This window comes from Pedobacter sp. NEAU-ZC8 (assembly GCF_059278965.1).
The window spans coordinates 1-19,097 of record NZ_JCAJXC010000013.1; the positions used below are offsets into that span (position 1 = coordinate 1).

Below are 19,097 nucleotides of genomic sequence, written 5' to 3' on the forward strand. Positions count from 1 at the left end.
TGATGGTACTAAGGTCAGGTGGTTCAGGCATCCGATCTTCATCAGCAGCGATATGCTGGGCATAATTCCAGATATCCTCCAGCTGCTTTTTCATTTTCTCTTTATTGGTTTGGATTGATTTTTTCCAAACAAAGGTGTATTTGTTTGCATTTGCCTCAATCTTGGTTCCGTCGGTATAAACCTGATCTATGCTTAACACCCCTTCGCTGGCCAGTAATTGAACAACTTCTTCAAACACAGATCGCAGTGCGTGCTTCAGGCGAACCCCACGAAAACGATTGATGGTGTTATGATCAGGCTTGCTCATGGCGCTAAGCCACATAAAAGGAACCCTTTCACGGCAGGCCTCAGCAAGCTTGCGGCTTGAATAAATGTTGGTTACATAACCATAAACCAGCACCTTCAAAAGTAATAAAGGATGATAGTTAGATCCGCCCCTAATGTGATAGGCTTTTAAAAGCGGCTCCAGATTGATCCGATTGATCACATCATTGACAACCCTAACAGAGTGATCCGCAGAAATTAAGTCGTCCAAACTCGGGGGAAGCATCACCAATTGATTTTGGTGATAGGGCCTGAAAGTAGGTCTTTTTACTGCCATTTCCTGGTATGTTTTATACTTAAAAATAAGAAAAACAGACCTCTAAAGCAAGTAAAGGGCACTTGAAATTAAAATAGAACGCTTAAATATTATTCATAAAATCTCGATATACGAAAAAGAGCCTGATCATGATTTATGATACAGGCTCTTTTTATTTATTATATATCTAGGCTAAGTACCGGTTACGCACTAAAGTGCTTCAGACACAACTTCTTTCACTTCAGGAACCATGCGTTGTAGCAGGTTTTGTATGCCTGATTTTAGGGTGATGGTAGAAGAAGGACAACCGCTGCATGAACCTCTAAGCTCTACGGTAACAACACCTTCACCTTCATCGAAAGACTTGTAGCTGATTGCGCCACCATCTTGCTCAACAGCGGGACGAACATAGTCATGAAGAATTTGCTGAATTTTCTTTTCAATATCGGAACCTTCAAAGTTCGGTGCCTCATCAGTTGTCTCTTCCTTAATCTTGTATTCAGATTCAACCGCGCCTTTTACAAACTCCTTCAAAATTGGTTCGATGTCTGCCCAGTCCGCGTCTTCTGACTTTGTAATGGTAACGAAGTTACTTGCGAAAAACACACCGGTTACAAAGTTGAACTTAAACAGTTCTTTAGCGAAAGGAGAGTGCTCTGCACTTTCTTTTGTGGCGAAATCTTCACTGCCATTGATCAATAATTTATTGACCATGAATTTCATTGTAGCAGGATTAGGCGTTTGTTCTGTATATACGTTGATCGTCATTGTCTTCTTTTTTTATTACAAAAATAATTAATAAACATTCTAATCTAAGACATCGATGTCTGTTTTAGGTCATTATGTTTAAAAGATACCGGTGTACGAAAATGGCGTGATCAGCTTGAGCTCGGCTTTAACGGAGTCGCTGACTTCCAGTCCGTTGATGAATGTTGCCATGGTATCTGCAGTGATCTTATGATTGGTCCTGGTCAGATCTTTTAAGGCTTCATATGGATTTGGGTAGGCCTCTCTTCTCAGGATGGTTTGGATTGCTTCTGCCACGACTGCCCAATTATTTTCAAGGTCCGCGTCAATCGCCTCATTGTTCAAGATGATCTTGTTCAATCCTTTTAGTGTGGAGTTGATGGTGATCATGGTGTGGGCCATTGGCACGCCTACATTACGTAGTACAGTTGAATCCGTTAAGTCGCGTTGTAATCTTGATATTGGAAGTTTGGCTGCGAAAAATTCGAATAAGGCATTGGCGATACCTGCATTGCCCTCCGCATTCTCAAAGTCAATTGGATTTACTTTGTGTGGCATTGCCGAAGAACCAATTTCGCCTTCTTTAATTTTTTGCTTGAAATAGTTTTTCGAGATATAGGTCCAGATGTCGCGGTCAAGATCAATGATGATGTTATTAATACGTTTCAAGGCATCACACTGTGCAGCAAACTGATCATAGTGCTCAATCTGAGTGGTATATTGTGAACGGCTTAAGCCTAAGGTATTGTTTACAAAATCATTTGAGAAATCAACCCAGTTGATGGCTGGATAGGCAATATGGTGTGCATTGAAATTTCCGGTAGCACCACCAAACTTCGCTGCATTGGGAATTCTTTTTAGATTCTCTAGCTGGATCTTCATCCGCTCCGCGAAAACCATGAATTCTTTACCCAGTTTGGTCGGTGATGCAGGTTGTCCGTGTGTATGTGCAAGCAGGGGTACATCTTTCCAGTTTTCAGCAAGTTCAGTAATTTTCTGGATGAGCTGTTTAATACCAGGGTAATAGACTTCTTCCAAGGCTAACTTAAAAGTGTAAGGAATTGCGGTGTTGTTGATGTCTTGAGAAGTTAGACCGAAATGGATGAATTCTTTGTATTCAGCTAAACCAAGACTATCAAATTTTTTCTTGATGAAGTACTCAACAGCTTTCACGTCATGGTTAGTCACCTTTTCGGTATCCTTCACTTCTTGTGCATCTGCCTCTGAAAATTCGAGGTAAATACTTCTGAGTCCTTCGAATCTTGTACTGTCAAATGCAGTTAATCCTGGAAGTCCGGCATTATACAAAGCGATGAAGTATTCTACTTCTACAAAAACGCGGTATTTGATAAGTGCAGACTCAGAAAAGTAATTGGCCAGATTTTGTGTAGTTAGCCTGTAACGTCCATCTACCGGTGAGATGGCTTGAAGTGCAGAGAAATTCATGAATAAGGGTCTATTGATACCCTGCAAAGGTAACATTAATTGTTAATGCATAAAAAAAGAGGCTTCCGGTTCCGAAAGCCTCTTTTTTTATGAGTAAAGTTAAATTATGGTTTAACTTCAGTAGTAGAAGTTTCAACTTTAACAGTAGTATCTTGAACAGTTGAGTCAGTGATAGTAGTGTCAGTTGCAGTAGTGTCAGTGATAACTGCTGAAGAATCAGTCATTGTAGTATCAGATCCTGAACCAGAACCTTCTGAGCTACAAGCTGCTACTGATAAAGAGATTGCTAAAGCTAAAAAGCCAAATTTAAATAAGTTTTTCATTTCAATTCTGTTTTAAATAATTAATTAATTTTACTGATTAATACTCATAAGGGTAAAAGGTAACCCAGGTTTTGGAAAAACTTTTAAAAATAATTTTGTTATGGTTGGGTTACCATTCAGGTTTAAACGTATTAATTAGTGAATAAGAAGTTAAGCAATTCAGTTCCAACAGATAGAGAGGTCGTATTAGGGATATTAAATGATTCTGAGGATGCGTTAAATAAATTGTACACTGGCTATTTTCCGATGGTACTACAATTTATTTTAAATAATAACGGGGACGAGGATGATGCTAAGGACGTTTACCAGGAGTGTATTATTATACTATATAATAAGATCAAGACTGGCGAATTTGAGTTAACGAGTAAACTAAAGACCTATATTTATTCGGTTAGCAGACGAATCTGGTTGAAGAAACTTGCACAGCATAGTAAGAAGTCGAATAACATTTCAGAGTTTGAAGATGTTATTGCTGTTGAAACTGATGTAGAGCTTCATGAGGCAAAGGACCTTCAGTTTGAGAAGATGGGAACTGCGCTGGAAAGCCTCGGAGAACCTTGCAAGACGATTATTCAGGATTTTTACATCAACAATTTATCCATGCAGGATATTTCGGAGAAGTTTGGTTATACGAATACCGATAACGCAAAAACGCAGAAATATAAGTGCCTGCAACGATTAAAGAAGTTGTTTTTTCAGATTTAATCTATGAGAAACGAGATAGAATTAGAAGTATTGATTGAGGATTACTTAAGTGGCCGGCTTAGTGAAGCGGAAGCGAATGCGTTTGAATTGAGACGTGCGCAAGATCCACAACTGGATCATAAGGTGGTTGCTCATAGAATGTTTCTCGAGTCCTTAAGTGATTTTGGGAACCAAAGTTCTTTGAAAGACAAGTTAAATAAAATACATTCAACGATTGACGTGGATACGCTGAGTGAAGAGTTAAGGCCACACCCATCTTTCATTGTAAATCTTTGGAGAAAGAATAAATCTGCTTTTGCTGTTGCCGCATCGTTCCTGGTGTTGACCTTTGTTTCTATTTATTCGATTTCACATAGCAGCAAACAAAACGGTAGTTATGAGATGATGCGCCGGGAACTGGTAAAAATCCAGAACTCACAAAACCGATTGATCCGGAATGTAAACTCTAATAATAAGGCAGCGAAGGCTCCGGTAAATCCGGCACAGTTTGGGGGGACCGGTTTTGCACTAACATCTAACGGATACTTGTGTACAAACTATCATGTAATCGATAAAGCTGACTCGATTTATGTACAGAACAGTAAAGGTGATTCTTACAAGGTGAAGGTAGTTTATCAGGATCCACAGTATGATCTTGCAATTTTGAAGATAGTAGATTCGCAATTTACCGCCCTGAATGCTTTACCATACAAATTGAAGTTGAACAATGCCGGAATGGGTGAGCATGTGTACACACTCGGATTCCCTAAAGACGATGCCGTGTTGGGTGAGGGTTACCTGAGTTCGAATACTGGTTTCGGGGGGGATACATTGTCTTACCAAGTCGACATCCGTGTAAACCCGGGTAACAGTGGTGGTCCCTTGTTAGACAATCAAGGCAACATCATTGGCGTGATCAGTGCAAAAGAAACCTCTATCGATGGGGCAGCATACGCGATCAAATCCAAGTACGTACTTGAAGCCCTTCGTGCGATCCCACAGGATTCATTGGGAAGTACAGTAAAACTAAATAAGAAAAATCCTCTACAAGGTTTACACCGCACGGAGCAGATCGAAAAAATTCAGGATCATGTTTTCATGATCAAAGTATACAACTAGGCTTTATCTAGTAAAAAATATGAAAACCCTGAAGCGAAATCTTCGGGGTTTTTTATGCCAGTTGGTCTAACGTATAATAGGGAGGTTGTGGTTTCTGAACGGCACGTCGGGTATTCCAAGTAGGGTCGCAGGTGTTCAGTGTGTTTTCTAGATGTTATTCTATACAGCAGTGATTGCTTCTGATGCTACCTGCACAGCACGAACAAATATCCCGCTTGCTTCTTGTTTTTATAATAAGATTCTTAATTTCAGATACTAAACTTAAAACCAGAATTATGAGTATCAGAATAGGAGACGTTGCACCAAATTTTCAGGCAAAAACATCCATTGGAGACATTGATTTTTATGAATTTCTAGGGGACAGCTGGGGCGTCTTGTTCTCGCATCCGGCCGACTACACGCCTGTTTGTACCACAGAGCTAGGCCGGACAGCTGCTTTGAAGGATGAGTTTGAAAAGCGAAATGTGAAGGTGCTGGCATTGAGTGTTGATTCTGCTGAATCTCACAAGGGTTGGATCAACGATATCAATGAGACCCAGAATACAAACGTTGATTTCCCGATCATCGCTGACGAAGATAAAAAGATTGCTGACTTATACGATATGATTCATCCAAATGCATCTGAGACTTTGACGGTAAGATCGTTATTCATTATATCACCCGATAAGAAGGTTAAATTGATGTTGACTTATCCGGCATCTACAGGGAGAAATTTTACTGAAGTTTTGCGTGTAATCGATTCACTTCAGCTTACGGCAAACTACAGTGTTGCTACACCTGCTGACTGGAATGATGGAGATGACGTGGTAATTATGAACAGCATCAAAAATGAAGAAATCCCTGAACGCTTTCCAAAAGGACATAAGATTATCAAACCGTATCTCAGAACAACACCACAGCCAAACAGGTAGAGCTGTTTATGTTTAGTAGTGCTGTAAAATTAAAGCTTTCAAAATCAAATAGCCTGTTTTCCGAACTTTGGTGAATATCAGGAACTCTTCTTTAGAAGATTTGATTTTAAAGGCTTTGATTAATTCTTCTGGCTTAGCTGGGAAGTTTCTTACAATGACGTTTCCGGTCAGGTCCTTCTGTTTTTTCAGCTCTTTCTTGTTAAGCACCTCCTTGATTCTAAATATTCTTCCGGGGAATGTTGGATTAAAATGATCGGCAGTATATAACTGAGATTGTACATCCAGCTTCTCAAGATCAAAGAGCTCAGCTATAGCATCGAATGCGCCACTCTTTAACAATGCGACATCAGGCTCGTACAGGTAGCTTTTTAATCCGGATGTGAGTCGACTGGAGGGAAGAACCTGAGGCCCTTCAGGCTCCGTTACACCTCTTGTCGTTGATAGTTTGGGAACCGGTGTATTCTGGAGCTCTAAGTTGTTATTTTTTGTCGTGTCAAATTCTAGGTGTGCCTGCTGAAAACCGTTTTGGCTTTTCTGAAAGCTTACCTTCTTTATTTCTTCGTTGATCGTGACGCTGGTGATCTTTAAAGGCCCGTCACTATAATCGGCATCTAGGATAAATAATAGTTCCTTACACTCGTTTTTTAGACTGATGATCTGTACTTCAGATACATTCCGGAGTTCTTTAACGCCTGCTGAAATATCAAGTAAAGGTGAAGTTTTGATAATGACCCTTGCAGCTTTCTCCAGTAACAAGTCAAGGTGTTCCACTACGTTGGGACTACAATCCTTTAGCATAAACACTTTCCCGGCTTTCCCTCGGCGAGCAGGGTCAATATAGATGGTCGTAAATTGTTCCTGGGTTTCTGAAAGGAATTGGATACCGTCGGTATTCCTGAAATCGATGTTATTGACAAGAAGAATGCTGGCATTATGCGCCGCAATTTCGGAAAGTTCAGGAAGTACTTCACAATGAGTGACTTTTGCTGCAACTTTGCTGAAAAAAAAGCTATCTACACCGAAGCCGCCGGTTACATCCAGCAGCTTAGACCCAACCGCCAATGTTGCCTTGTATGCGGCAGCAGTTTCTGACGAACATTGTTCGATCGAGAGTAGCTGTGGATAATAAATTCCTGAACTTTCAAACCAAGTCGGCAGTTTTTTCTCAGCGCGATTCTTAGCCGCTATCTGGGCTGCAAGTTCTTGAGCACTGACCGCCTCAAAGGGACTTTTAGACATGGCGATTCTATGTACATCATCTTTCAAATGCACATTTATATATTCTTGTACCGCTTTATCTAATATCGCTCTGTTCAATTGTTGATACTGGTTTTTCCGGCTTAAAGCCAGGGTTGTTTGTGGCTGCCAAGCGGTGCTGGTTTGCCTGTTTGACTTCTGTAGATCTGCTTTTATTCGGTACTGGGCTTGTTTTTCATCAATAACTGACAGGTATGCCTGCTTTTAATTTCCAGGAGAATGTCCTTATTGAGCGTGACCCTATCGATGGTACTTTGATTGTAGTATCTGATCGTTACAAGCTCCACGCCGGTATTGTACTTAATGTGATATTTATTGGAAAGTTCAGTGATGAGTTTCGTGATCTCGTTTTCTTCATAGTCGGCACTGATTGAAAAGCTCACTGCTGAATTGTGCATGGTATTCACTTTTACTTTGTAGCCGTGGAAGATTTGAAAAATGTCACTCAGGTTTTCTTCGATGATAAAAGATAAATCCTTGGGCATTATTGAAATCAGTACCTGGTTAACCTTAAAAATGAATGATGGAATATTAACCGGAGCAGCCACACTGCTGATCTTGGTTCCTGGCTCTGCAGGATCTTTGAACGATCGTACGAACAATGGAATGTTATGGTTTTGAAGTGGCTTGATCGTTTTCGGATGGATCACTGTAGCCCCATAATAGGTTAGCTCTATAGCATCATGATAAGACAATTCCGGTATTTTTTCTGTTCGCTCAAACCACTTTGGATCTGCATTTAAAACGCCAGGGACGTCTTTCCATATTGTTAAGGCAGTTGCATCTAAACATGCACTAAAGATCGCTGCAGAATAATCCGATCCCTCTCTTCCAAGGGTGGTCGTAAAGTTTTCGCTGGTCCCGCCAATAAATCCCTGAGTAATCACGTATCCCTTGTTTAATATAGCGGGTAAGGTTCTCTTCATCTCCAGCTCGGTTTTATGCCAGTCCACATTAGCTTCCCCGTAATTGTTGTCTGTCTTGATGTAATTCCTTGCATCCACCCAGGTGGATATGCAGCCGACTTCGTTTAAATAGGCTGCCATGATTTTACTGGAAACCACTTCCCCAATAGAGACGATCTGATCGTAAATGTAGTCGGGCGTGTCTGCAGGTTCCTCTTCTAAAAGCCACTCAACTTCTACAAAAGCATTGCTAACCTCATCAAATATTCGATGGTTGGCCGCGCCAAAAAGATCCTGAAGTATTGTAAAATGATCTTGTTTAATGTCTTCCAGTAAGTCATTTACATTTGCTTGTAAATTCAAGTAAGCATTTGTGAGGGCAACCAACTTATTTGTCGTCTGGCCAATGGCGGAAATGACAATCAGAAGTTGATCTTCTTCGACGCCTTTCAGAATTTCGCCAACGTTTCTTATCGCATCTGCGTTTTTGATTGAGGCACCACCAAATTTATATACCTGCATTATTATTAAGTCTGTAAATGATTGAATTCGGTTTGATTAAATCTTTGATTGCTGTGTAGGGGATCACTAGTTTTGTTGTGCCTGCTACATACGGCTTGATTTCATACGGGTTATAGAGGAACTCAATGCCGCTGTTTGTTAAGGTGAAGTTTGCGTTCAGGTGAAATACATCTTTATCAAAAAAGTATGCATCGGCAAGGCTCTGTGTTGGTGTCAATCCTTCGTTTTTTCGGAAGATCTGCTCAGCCACAGCTTCTAGTTTGGAGAAAGTATTTGGCTGTAATATAGAATCCCAGGTTAGTACCGCCTTGGCCTGTCGGTCGTAGTTCAGGTAGTTAAAGCTCGAGTTTGGATGTGCCCCGCCCATATAATCGGCCTGGGTGAATTTTAGTGCGAGTAGCGCCTGGTTTTGTAAGATCACATCCACATTAACATCCAGAAACCAGGTTTGAATATTATCTTCATTATAGCTTAGATAATCATCAAAACCCCTAACGAAATTGTTAGCAAGCTCCTGGTAAGTTTTGAAGGTTCTATCAGGCGTAGAAGCATTGCGACATACCCGGTCTTCAACAAGCTTGTTTAAGTCGGCTTCCTGAAATTTCGGAAATGTTATTACAGCTTTAGTGGTATCGGAAAATCGCTCCTCACCAGAGACTACATGTTTACTGACAACTTTAACCGAGTCATAGCTATATTTCAGCGAATCTGCAGCAGATGCACTATTGGCATTCGCAGCGGAATCTAAGTTTCTTTTATCCTTATTCTCGCTCTGGCATGCAAGCATACCCAGGCAGATAAGCCCGATTGCTAATTTCCTCATGGCATTTGTTTATAATTGTTCCTTGGCGAAAGAAGCATTCAACCAGCCTGCTTCCAGATTTGCCTGATATTTATTGTAGAAATTTATTGCTGGAGCATTCCAGTCGAGTACCTGCCAGGACATTCCATTGTAGCCCTTATCTTTTGCTTCCTGCATTACACGTTCAAATAAGATTTTTCCAATTCCTTTGCCGCGCTCGTCCTCAGTAACAATAAAATCTTCGAGATACAATCTGCAGCCCTTCCAGGTAGAGTAGCGGATATAGAATAAGGCAAAGCCGAGAATTTTGCCGTCTCGTTCGGCGACGAACGCCTTCCAGACCGGATTTGCTCCGAACCCTGCAGTCACAAACTCCTCTAAGGTTACAGTGACCTCCTGCGGTGCTTTTTCATACAAAGCGAGTTCGTGAATAAGTTCTAGTAATCGCTCGCAATCTGCTTCGACAGCATACCTGATGTTAATATCCATTAATCGTTTTTCGTTTTTCTTTTACCAAAAATACTGCTGCCAATTCTTACCATGGTGCTGCCTTCTTCGACAGCAATTTTGTAGTCGGACGACATACCCATGGAAAGTTCTTTGAACGAATCTTCTTTTCTAAAGTAAGAAAGTTTAACCCCGTCAAACAGAACTTTCAATTCTTCAAACTCATCCCGAATTTGCTTCTCTGTGTCGGTGTTACTGGCGATGCCCATTAAGCCGATGATGCGCACATTCTTCATTTCCTGGAACTCATCGGATCTAAGTAATTCAATGACTTCGTCAAAGCCAAGACCGAATTTCGTATCCTCATCAGCAATGTAAACCTGCAAAAGGCAGTCAATGATCCGCTTATTTTTTAGCGCTTGTTTGTTGATCTCCTGAAGCAACTTCAGGCTATCTACAGACTCAATAACAGAGATAAATGGGGCGATGTATTTTACTTTATTCGTTTGCAGATGTCCTATCAGGTGCCATTCAATATCTTTCGGCAGCACTGCTTGTTTTTCGACAAGTTCTTGCACGATATTTTCCCCGAAAACCCGTTGTCCGGCGTTGTAGGCTTCAAGTACCGCATCAGCATCCTGAAATTTAGATACGGCAACAAGCTGTACGGCGCTGGCATCAAGTTCTTTTTTATATTTTAATAAGTTATTCGCTATGCTCATTAATCAGTATTTTTGGTAAAATTAACAACCTTAGTCTACAATGGCTAAGAAAACGTAATGTTTTAACTAAATGAGGAAACTTCTCTCGCTAATTTTTATCAGTTTATTTTTAATCTGTTGCAAATCTAAAGAGATCCCAAAGGAGATCATTCCGCCAAAGCAGATGGAAAAAATCCTGTATGATATCCACGTGGTTGATGCCTATGTCACGACCATTGGTGATGCAGATTCCGCAAAGAAGGTCTCTTCTGCATTCTACAGAGGCATATATAAGAAGTTCAAAACAGACTCCGTTCAATATAACAAAAGCATGGATTATTATTACAACCATCCTGCGCTACTAACGGAAATGTATGAGAAGATTAAAACAGATCTTGAGAAAACAAAACAAAAGCAAGACACAGTTTCCGTTAAACCGGTAGCCGCTATATGATATACCCCGAAAGTTGTTTAGAAAGACTTGGATTTGACGAAGTCAAACAACGCATAAGCCAATACTGCCTGAGTCCAATGGGCCGGCAATTGGTCAGCAAAATGCAGGTCATGACAAAGTATGACCATATCAATAAATTTTTACGACAAACCAAAGAATTTAAAAGTATCCTCGAAAATCAGGAGCCACTTCAGATCAGCGCGTTCTATGATCTGAAATACCTTGCAGACAAGATCCGTGCGGAAGGAAGTTACCTAGTGGAAGAAGAACTCTTCCAGATGTATATCTCGCTGCAAACGGTATTCACGGTAATACGCTTTTTCGAAGACCGGCAAGAGATATATCCCAACCTGGAGGCGTTGTTTGAGCATCTTCCGATGGAAAAAAACATCCTTAAGAAGATCGAAACAGTTTTAGATCCAAAAGGTAAGATCAAACCAAATGCATCGCCTGCCTTACTGGAGATCATCGGAGATATTGCGAAAGGTGAGCAGGAGGTACGTAAACGGATGGATTCCATTTACAAGATGGCTGTAAGCCGCAACTGGGTCGCTGATGGAAGCTTAACGATACGTGACGGGCGGATGTGTATCCCTCTTCTCGCGGAGAATAAGCGTAAACTAAAAGGATTCATCCATGATGAGTCTGCCAGCGGACAGACGGTGTACATGGAGCCTGAAGAAGTCTTTACACTCAATAACAAACTTCGCGACCTTGAGTTTGATAAGCGAAGAGAGGTTATACGTATTCTCATCGCACTCACTACAGATTTAAGGCCATATACGGCATTACTCTTATCTTACCATGGCTTTCTCACCAAACTCGATTTTGTGCGTGCAAAAGCTCTATTTGCCATTGAAGTAGAAGCAGATATGCCAGTGTTGCTCAAAGAAGCCAAGACGAAGCTGATCAATGCCCGCCATCCTTTACTGCTGCTATCCTTCCGGGAAGAGCAGAGAACTGTTGTCCCTTTGAACATTCATCTGGATGAACGCCTGCGGATTTTGTTGGTCTCTGGACCAAATGCCGGAGGAAAGTCTGTTTGCATGAAAACTGTAGGTTTACTTCAGATCATGATTCAATCAGGGCTGCTTATCCCGGTAGATGAGGCTTCGGAGGTCGGAATCTTCGACCAGATCTTCGCCGATATCGGTGATGACCAGTCGATTGAGAGCGATTTGAGTACCTATAGTGCCCATCTTACCAAGATGCGTTACTTCGTGGCTCATGCCACACCCAAATCACTGATGCTTATCGATGAGTTTGGTACAGGGACCGATCCGCAGTTTGGAGGTCCAATGGCCGAAGCGGTTTTAGAGGTTTTAAATAATAAGAAAGTTCGGGGAGTGATTACGACGCACTATTCCAATCTGAAACTGTTTGCCGGCGATACTGAAGGTTTGGAAAATGCTTCCATGCTGTTCGATAACACCAAGATGCGTCCTTTGTACGTGCTAGAAATCGGAAAGCCCGGAAGTTCATATGCTTTCGAGATTGCACAAAATATAGGCCTGCAGAAGGAAGTTCTAGAGCTTGCCAGAAAGAAGACGGGAACCAATCAAAACCGGATCGACAGCCTTCTTGTAGATCTGGAGCGCGAGAAAAAGGAGATCTACGATAAAAAAGTTCAGCTTGCAAACCAGCAGAATAAAGCAAAGAACCTTGCAGCTGAGAACGAGAAGCTGAAGCAGTACCTGGAAGAGAATAAAAAGGTGCTAATTAAAGAAGCGAAGCTTGAAGCCCAACGGATAATCAAGGATGCCAATAAGCTCGTGGAGAACACCATTTCTCAAATCAAGGAGAAGCAGGCAGATAAGACCGTAACCAAGCAGTTGCGTCAAAACCTGCAGAAAGAACTGCTGAACCATCAGGTAAAAGAAGACAAAAAGCCAGAACCTGTTGTGGTGAGTAACACGCCAATAGTGGTCGGCGACTGGGTCCAGTTACGTAATACAGAAACCACCGGGCAAGTGCTTGAAATCAATCGGGGTAATCTGGTTCTTGCCATTGGTGATCTTCGCTCGGTAGTCAAAAAAGATCGCGTAGAGAAGATCAGTAACAAGCAGGCTAAGAAAGTTGTGCAAAGTAATTCCTTCTCAGGGCGGATTTCCGATGCAATCACCAACTTTAACGCTGAGCTTGATCTCAGAGGAATGCGCGGAGAAGATGCAATCTATGAGGTTGAAAGGTACCTTGACAAAGCGATCATGCTGGGCTTTCCGTACGTAAAAATCATACATGGCAAGGGTGATGGCATCTTGAGAAAGCTGATCCGTGAATATGTTAGAAAATACAGCCAGGTAAACCGGGTGGAAGATGAACATCAGGACCGTGGGGGAGATGGCATCTCTTATGTATATTTTAATTAAATTAGCCGCAAACCAAATATATGATCAACAAAGTAGTGTCGGGTGCTGATGAAGCAATCCATGATTTAAAAGACGGGCAGACCTTAATGCTTGGTGGCTTTGGTCTTTGCGGCATTCCGGAAAATTGCATAAATGCTTTAGTAAAAAAAGGAATAAGGGACCTTACCTGTATTTCAAACAATGCAGGTGTAGATGATTTCGGAATTGGGCTGCTACTCAAGCAGCGTCAGGTTAAAAAAATGATTTCTTCTTATGTAGGTGAAAATGCGGAGTTCGAGCGGCAGTTGCTTAGTGCTGAACTTGAGGTGGAATTGATTCCTCAGGGTACTTTAGCCACTCGCTGTCTTGCGGCAGGCTACGGTATGCCGGCAATATTCACCCCGGCAGGGGTTGGCACTGAGGTCGCCGAAGGAAAAGAAACAAGAACTTTTAATGGCAAGGAATATCTGATGGAATATGCTTTTGAAGCGGACTTTGCCTTGGTAAAAGCCTGGAAAGGGGATACTGCAGGTAACCTGATCTACAAGTCCACTGCCAGGAACTTTAATCCTGTTATGGCCACCGCAGGTAAGGTCACTATTGCTGAAGTGGAAATCCTCGTAGAGGCGGGTGAGCTTGATCCTGATCAAATCCATACGCCAGGAGTGTACGTACACCGGATCTTCCAAGGCGAGAACTATGAGAAACGCATTGAGCAGAGAACCGTTAGATCCAAGAACCCATAAACGCACAGAACATGTTAGATAAGAACGGTATTGCAAAAAGAATTGCAAAAGAGTTAAAAGACGGTTTTTACGTAAACCTGGGGATTGGAATTCCAACTTTGGTTGCCAATTATATCCCTGAAAATATCAACGTTGTGCTACAATCAGAGAACGGCTTACTGGGAATGGGACCTTTCCCTTTTGAAGGCGAGGAGGATCCTGACCTTATAAATGCAGGTAAACAGACCATTACAACGTTACCTGGAAGCTCGATCTTTGATTCTGCGCTAAGTTTTGGTATGATCAGGAGCCAGAAAATAGACCTGACAATTCTCGGCGCCATGGAGGTTTCCGAGCACGGCGATATCGCGAACTGGAAAATTCCCGGAAAGATGGTAAAAGGAATGGGGGGAGCGATGGATCTTGTGGCTTCTGCAAAAAACATCATTGTTGCTATGCAACATGTTAATAAAGCTGGTGAAAGTAAGCTATTGCCAAAATGTACCTTACCCTTAACAGGCGTAAACTGCATTAAGAAAGTGGTTACAGAACTTGCCGTGCTCGATATACTACCTGAAGGAGGTTTCCATTTGCTGGAAAGAGCGCCCGGTGTAAGCATAGAATATATCAAACAATCCACTGCCGGTCGTCTGATCGCGCCGGAAAACACACCTGAAATGCGCCTTGACTAAGCGTCTTCCCGGACTTCAAGAAGATGCTTTAACTCATCAGAAATCTGTTGAGAAGCGGTTATGATATCATCTGCCACATGCTTATTATTCATGATAATCTTGTGGCAGCTGTTTTTATAAGGCAGCAAAAACTGTTTATAAGCAGGTAGAACATGATTAACCCATTGGTACATCACCATATCTCGTGTGTACCCACGCTCAATTTCATCTCTCGAAATCCGCCGGTTTAATGTCACCTCTTCATCGGCATCCATAAAGATCTTCATGTCAAACAATTCTGCAATTTCCCTGAAGTGAAACACAAACAAACCTTCAACAATAATGATCGGCGCTGAGGCAATATTCAAAAGTTTGGCATTTTCCTCATTAACATTGAACGTATATTCTTTTTTCTCGATCGATTCCCCGGCAATAAGTTTTTTTAGATCATGCAGTAAACGCTGATCATCTATCCCTTCGGGTAAGTCAAAGTTTATCCAGCCATTTTCATCGATCTTCTGTTCTGCTTTAGGTCGGTAATAATCATCTTGTGATATTAAACTAACCTCCTCCGGTTTAAAATGGTGTAAAAAACATTTTAGAAAGAACGTTTTACCTGAACCACTACCACCTGCTACGCCTATAATAAAAGGCTTCTTACTGCTCATTATCTTGTCCGCTGTACGTTATGTTGCAAAAAAATCTCTTGTCAATTGCACCTATAGAATCTGCAACCGCTTTGGTCATCACGAGGATTACATCTCTTGTAGACTCATTTTCGGTATATTTTCCGACAACTTTCGCAAAAGCCGATCTGTTTGTCATCGGATTAGTAATTTTAACGATGGTGCCCACTGGAGCAGTACGATGTAGCACAAGCATTTTGACAGGATCCAGATCTTGATCCGTGATCCAGATGGCAGTACCTTTTTCATCAACTTGGTTTAGACCATACCTGCTAGCATCACCTCTCAAAGAGGGATCTTTGATTGTTGCATCATCAAGGCTATCAGCTACAGGTTGATTTTTCGGCGGATACTGTCCGCTGATTAATAGTTTCTGCCCAACACGTAAAGAGCTATTTGGTAAATTATTTTTCGCTTTCAGCTGATCAACGGTCATGTGGTAGGTCGTAGCAATGGAATACATTGTCTCATTAGACGCTACTGTATGTTCGATGAATTTTTCGTCAGCCCCAGGTTTTTGCGTTGTACTATCCACAGACCTCGGTGCAGGTTTGGCAGCGTTGTTTGATCCTGGAGGAAGAATTGGCTTCGGTTGTTCCATTGGCTTACCCGGATAGCTGCTTGTAGCTGGAGGTGTTGAAACTGCCGTGGTAGTTGAAGACTCAGGTTGTGTGTTGACGCCTGTTGATGGGACTTTAAGCACCTGACCAATTCTTAGGTTAATGGTCCTTAGCTCGTTGATTCGCTTAAGTTCATTCACCGTTGTACCATGTGTACGTGCAATGTTGTTTAGGTTGTCTTTAGGCTTAACTTCATACTCGATGAAAGCAGGTTCAGTTGTATTAGCAGCACCCGTACCCTTGTTGATTGCACTTCCTGATGTAGATTGGTTTTCGAAGGGGATTTTGGTCGGAACCTTTATTAAAACACCTACCTGAAGGTACTTGTTCTCATTAAAGGTCATGATCTCTTTTGGCGATACATTGTATCTTCTTCCAATAGAGTAGTAGGTGTCATTTTTTACGATCTGGTGGATGATCACCTTGCTGCCATTCAGATTTTCTACACCAATAGAGTCAATAATAGCATTAGCTTTTATATTGGCCAGAAACATTAAATTAGCAGCCAATAGAACAGTAATATATTTATACATTAATATTTTTATAAGTTAATCGAATGAGAAAATCTTAGTTGATCCTTATTCCGAATAGTAAACGAGGAAATTACCGCTCTATTGTATCAAATTGCCTCTGATGGAAACCATTTGAATGGAGCTTTGTTATAATTACCTGTTTCAATAATATTACAAATTAAAAAATAATAAACCATGGACGCAAAAGAAATAAGCTTAGACGAGCAAGAAGTTAAGCCAGTTGTTGATCTTTTAAATGACTATCTAGCTAACTATCACATACATTACCAGAAATTACGTGGATGTCATTGGAATATCAAAGGTCAGAACTTTTTTACTTTACATGTCAAATTTGAAGAGTTATATACCGAAGCTCAGACGACTATAGATGAAATTGCGGAACGTGTATTAACCTTGGGTAAGCCACCACACAGTCGTTTTGCTGATTACATTAATGAATCCCGCATTAAAGAAATTGACACCATCGGCATGCAGGATATGGCTATGATCGACGCAATTTTAGATGATATGGCACAGCTGATCGAGATGGAACGTGAACTTCTGGAGGAAACGGAACAAGCCGGAGATGAAGGCACAAATGATATGGTCAACCGCTTCATGCAGTTCAAAGAGAAAAACACCTGGATGCTTAGATCCTTTGCAAACAAAAAATAATAACACCTTAACAAAAAAAAGCCACGCCCCCAAGCGTGGCTTTTTTTTGTTAAGGATTTTTCTAAATATTAGTTTATACCTTTGATCTGATGGGATATTCGAGTTTAGCAGCATGCGTTGAAGATTTAGAAAAGCACGGTCATTTGATTCGTATCAAGGAACAGGTTGACCCTTACCTTGAAATGGCCTATATACATTTACGGGTATATGAGGAACAAGGCCCGGCAATCTTGTTTGAAAATATAAAGGGATCCAAGTTTCCTGCGGTTTCCAACCTTTTTGGTACCCTGGAGCGATCCAAGTTCATGTTCCGTGACAGTCTCAAGAATGTGGAGCAATTGGTAGCCTTGCGAACGGACCCAATTAAAGCTGTCAAGAACCCAATTAAAACGGCAGGGGCGGGGCTTACGGCCTTATCTGCATTGCCGATGAAACAAAGCTTGTTTAAGTCTACCTTTAAAAAAACAACCATCTCGGCCCTACCGCAGATCGTCAATTGGCCCATGGATGGCGGTCCCTTCATTACCATGCCTCAGGTCTACACTGAAGATATTGAAAGACCGGGTATCCTCAATGCTAATCTCGGTATGTATCGCATTCAACTTGCTGGTAATAAATACCTGCCGGATGAGGAAATCGGATTGCACTACCAGATCCACAGGGGTATAGGCGTGCACCAATCCAAGGCAAATGCCGCCGGAAAGCCATTGAAGGTCAGTATTTTTGTCGGAGGACCACCTTCACATCCTTTAGCCGCTGTTATGCCCCTGCCAGAAGGTCTCTCTGAGATGACATTTGCAGGTGCATTAGGAAACAGGCGTTTCCGGTATTTCTATGATGAAGAAGGTTTCTGCATCTCTGCCGATGCAGATTTTGTTATCACTGGAACAGTTTACCCCAACGATAACAAGCCGGAAGGACCCTTCGGTGACCACCTGGGATACTACAGCCTCACACATCCTTTCCCAGTAATGAAGGTACATAATGTTTACCATCGTGAAAACGCGATCTGGTCTTTCACTGTCGTTGGGCGACCACCCCAGGAAGATACCAGTTTCGGGGCGCTCATACATGAAATCACAGGATCCGCACTGCCGAAAGAGATCCATGGCCTGAAAGAGGTGAATGCCGTTGACGCAGCAGGTGTACACCCGCTACTTTTTGCCATCGGAAGTGAACGATATACACCATACTTGAAGGAGCGAAGACCACAAGAAATCCTTACGATTTCAAACCACATCCTCGGTAAAAACCAACTTAGCCTGGCTAAATACCTATTCATCGCAGCCAGGGAAGATGATGAAAAGTTGACCACACACGATCTTCAGCATTTCCTGATGCATGTACTCTCAAGAATAGATTTCACACGTGATCTGCACTTCCATACCCAGACCACAATTGATACGCTTGATTATACAGGAACCGGATTGAATTCAGGATCTAAAGTCGTGTTTGCAGCGGCTGGCGCGGTAAAAAGAACATTATCCAATCAGTTACCGTCAGGACTCAGCCTGCCAGTTACCTATAAAAACCCACGCATCGCTATGCCTGGGGTAATCACCTTAGAGATGGATGCATTCAGTACAGCTGAACAGGCGGAGCGCGATATACAGCTGCTGGACGGAGCGGTCAAAGGGCTGGATCTTAGCGGTACCGCCATGATTGTGCTTTGCGATGACAGTGCCTTCACAGCGATGAACATCAACAACCTGGTATGGGTTACCTTTACCCGGAGTAATCCGGCAGCTGATATATATGGTATCCGGAGCAGCACCAATCATAAGCATTGGGGTTGCGAGGGGCCCGTTATTATTGATGCCCGAAAAAAGCCACACCATGCACCGGAACTTATTAAAGATCCTGCAGTTGAGGAAAACACAAGCAGGATATTGCGTACACTGCAGTTTAACAAATAGAGCTCAAAAGACTTTTAAGTTCAATAAGCCATTTACAAAAAAGGTC

At 41.9% G+C, this 19,097-nt stretch carries 20 protein-coding genes; 9 read left to right on the forward strand and 11 right to left on the reverse strand.

What is annotated here, in order from left to right:
• The 4 genes from AC5WJX_RS11410 to AC5WJX_RS11425 all read right to left on the reverse strand — a co-directional run.
• Window positions 1–601, reverse strand: a 601-nt coding sequence (locus tag AC5WJX_RS11410) for a transposase (protein WP_494484617.1), incomplete at its 3' end; no start/stop codon positions are given.
• A gap of 189 nt (window positions 602–790) precedes the next feature.
• On the reverse strand, window positions 791–1,348 hold the full coding sequence (locus tag AC5WJX_RS11415) for a NifU family protein (protein ID WP_494484618.1): 558 nt from the start codon (window positions 1,346–1,348) through the stop codon (window positions 791–793).
• Between the two features lie 78 nt (window positions 1,349–1,426).
• On the reverse strand, window positions 1,427–2,773 hold the full coding sequence (gene purB / locus AC5WJX_RS11420; RefSeq protein ID WP_494484619.1) for an adenylosuccinate lyase: 1,347 nt from the start codon (window positions 2,771–2,773) through the stop codon (window positions 1,427–1,429).
• 104 nt (window positions 2,774–2,877) lie between these two features.
• Window positions 2,878–3,096: a hypothetical protein gene (locus AC5WJX_RS11425; protein ID WP_440429754.1), complete on the reverse strand. Its 219-nt coding sequence runs from the start codon at window positions 3,094–3,096 to the stop codon at window positions 2,878–2,880.
• A gap of 138 nt (window positions 3,097–3,234) precedes the next feature.
• Between AC5WJX_RS11425 and AC5WJX_RS11430 the strand changes: the two genes are divergently transcribed.
• The 3 genes from AC5WJX_RS11430 to AC5WJX_RS11440 all read left to right on the forward strand — a co-directional run bounded on the left by AC5WJX_RS11430 (window position 3,235) and on the right by AC5WJX_RS11440 (window position 5,810).
• A complete protein-coding gene (locus AC5WJX_RS11430) occupies window positions 3,235–3,801 on the forward strand; it encodes an RNA polymerase sigma factor (protein WP_440429752.1) in 567 nt (188 codons plus the stop codon).
• Window positions 3,802–3,804: 3 nt separating this feature from the next.
• A complete protein-coding gene (locus tag AC5WJX_RS11435) occupies window positions 3,805–4,899 on the forward strand; it encodes a S1C family serine protease (RefSeq protein ID WP_494484620.1) in 1,095 nt (364 codons plus the stop codon).
• Window positions 4,900–5,174: 275 nt separating this feature from the next.
• Complete coding sequence (locus AC5WJX_RS11440) at window positions 5,175–5,810, forward strand: peroxiredoxin (protein WP_440429749.1); 636 nt, start codon at window positions 5,175–5,177, stop codon at window positions 5,808–5,810.
• Between the two features lie 12 nt (window positions 5,811–5,822).
• Here AC5WJX_RS11440 and AC5WJX_RS11445 read toward each other — a convergent pair whose 3' ends face one another.
• The 5 genes from AC5WJX_RS11445 to AC5WJX_RS11465 form a co-directional block, all read right to left on the reverse strand.
• Window positions 5,823–7,127, reverse strand: a complete 1,305-nt coding sequence (locus AC5WJX_RS11445) for a THUMP-like domain-containing protein (RefSeq protein ID WP_494484621.1) — start codon at window positions 7,125–7,127, stop codon at window positions 5,823–5,825.
• Between the two features lie 92 nt (window positions 7,128–7,219).
• Window positions 7,220–8,494: an aspartate kinase gene (locus AC5WJX_RS11450; RefSeq protein WP_494484622.1), complete on the reverse strand. Its 1,275-nt coding sequence runs from the start codon at window positions 8,492–8,494 to the stop codon at window positions 7,220–7,222.
• Window positions 8,481–9,317 carry a DUF3298 and DUF4163 domain-containing protein gene (locus AC5WJX_RS11455; RefSeq protein WP_494484623.1) on the reverse strand — a complete coding sequence of 279 codons (837 nt, stop codon included), beginning with the start codon at window positions 9,315–9,317 and terminating at the stop codon, window positions 8,481–8,483. The genes AC5WJX_RS11450 and AC5WJX_RS11455 overlap by 14 nt, the downstream gene beginning before the upstream one ends.
• 9 nt (window positions 9,318–9,326) lie before the next feature.
• Window positions 9,327–9,785, reverse strand: a complete 459-nt coding sequence (locus AC5WJX_RS11460; protein WP_440429743.1) for a GNAT family N-acetyltransferase — start codon at window positions 9,783–9,785, stop codon at window positions 9,327–9,329.
• A complete protein-coding gene (locus AC5WJX_RS11465; protein ID WP_494484624.1) occupies window positions 9,785–10,465 on the reverse strand; it encodes a YggS family pyridoxal phosphate-dependent enzyme in 681 nt (226 codons plus the stop codon). The genes AC5WJX_RS11460 and AC5WJX_RS11465 overlap by 1 nt, the downstream gene beginning before the upstream one ends.
• Window positions 10,466–10,535: 70 nt before the next feature.
• Between AC5WJX_RS11465 and AC5WJX_RS11470 the strand changes: the two genes are divergently transcribed.
• The 4 genes from AC5WJX_RS11470 to AC5WJX_RS11485 are packed head-to-tail and all read left to right on the forward strand — an operon-like array spanning window position 10,536 to window position 14,663.
• On the forward strand, window positions 10,536–10,898 hold the full coding sequence (locus tag AC5WJX_RS11470; protein ID WP_494484625.1) for a DUF4296 domain-containing protein: 363 nt from the start codon (window positions 10,536–10,538) through the stop codon (window positions 10,896–10,898).
• Entirely contained in the window at window positions 10,895–13,267 is a 2,373-nt protein-coding gene (locus tag AC5WJX_RS11475) for an endonuclease MutS2 (protein ID WP_494484626.1), read from the forward strand. The genes AC5WJX_RS11470 and AC5WJX_RS11475 overlap by 4 nt, the downstream gene beginning before the upstream one ends.
• Before the next feature lie 20 nt (window positions 13,268–13,287).
• A complete protein-coding gene (locus tag AC5WJX_RS11480) occupies window positions 13,288–13,992 on the forward strand; it encodes a CoA transferase subunit A (RefSeq protein WP_494484627.1) in 705 nt (234 codons plus the stop codon).
• An 11-nt stretch (window positions 13,993–14,003) separates the two neighbouring features.
• Window positions 14,004–14,663, forward strand: coding sequence for a CoA transferase subunit B (locus AC5WJX_RS11485; RefSeq protein ID WP_440429737.1), 660 nt, complete (start codon window positions 14,004–14,006; stop codon window positions 14,661–14,663).
• Here the strand turns inward: AC5WJX_RS11485 and AC5WJX_RS11490 are convergent.
• The gene (locus AC5WJX_RS11490) at window positions 14,660–15,310 is read right to left on the reverse strand and encodes a uridine kinase family protein (protein WP_440429736.1); all 651 of its coding nucleotides are present in this window, start codon (window positions 15,308–15,310) and stop codon (window positions 14,660–14,662) included. The two genes, AC5WJX_RS11485 and AC5WJX_RS11490, sit on opposite strands and share 4 nt — an antisense overlap.
• Window positions 15,300–16,481: a LysM peptidoglycan-binding domain-containing protein gene (locus AC5WJX_RS11495; RefSeq protein ID WP_494484628.1), complete on the reverse strand. Its 1,182-nt coding sequence runs from the start codon at window positions 16,479–16,481 to the stop codon at window positions 15,300–15,302. Before AC5WJX_RS11495 ends, AC5WJX_RS11490 begins: the two co-directional genes overlap by 11 nt.
• Window positions 16,482–16,655: 174 nt before the next feature.
• Here AC5WJX_RS11495 and AC5WJX_RS11500 point away from each other — a divergent pair, with 174 nt between their 5' ends.
• Together AC5WJX_RS11500 and AC5WJX_RS11505 are read left to right on the forward strand one after the other, a co-directional pair.
• Window positions 16,656–17,135, forward strand: coding sequence for a Dps family protein (locus AC5WJX_RS11500; protein WP_440429734.1), 480 nt, complete (start codon window positions 16,656–16,658; stop codon window positions 17,133–17,135).
• An 89-nt stretch (window positions 17,136–17,224) separates the two neighbouring features.
• Window positions 17,225–19,051, forward strand: coding sequence for a UbiD family decarboxylase (locus AC5WJX_RS11505; protein ID WP_494484629.1), 1,827 nt, complete (start codon window positions 17,225–17,227; stop codon window positions 19,049–19,051).
• Window positions 19,052–19,097 lie beyond the last annotated feature (46 nt).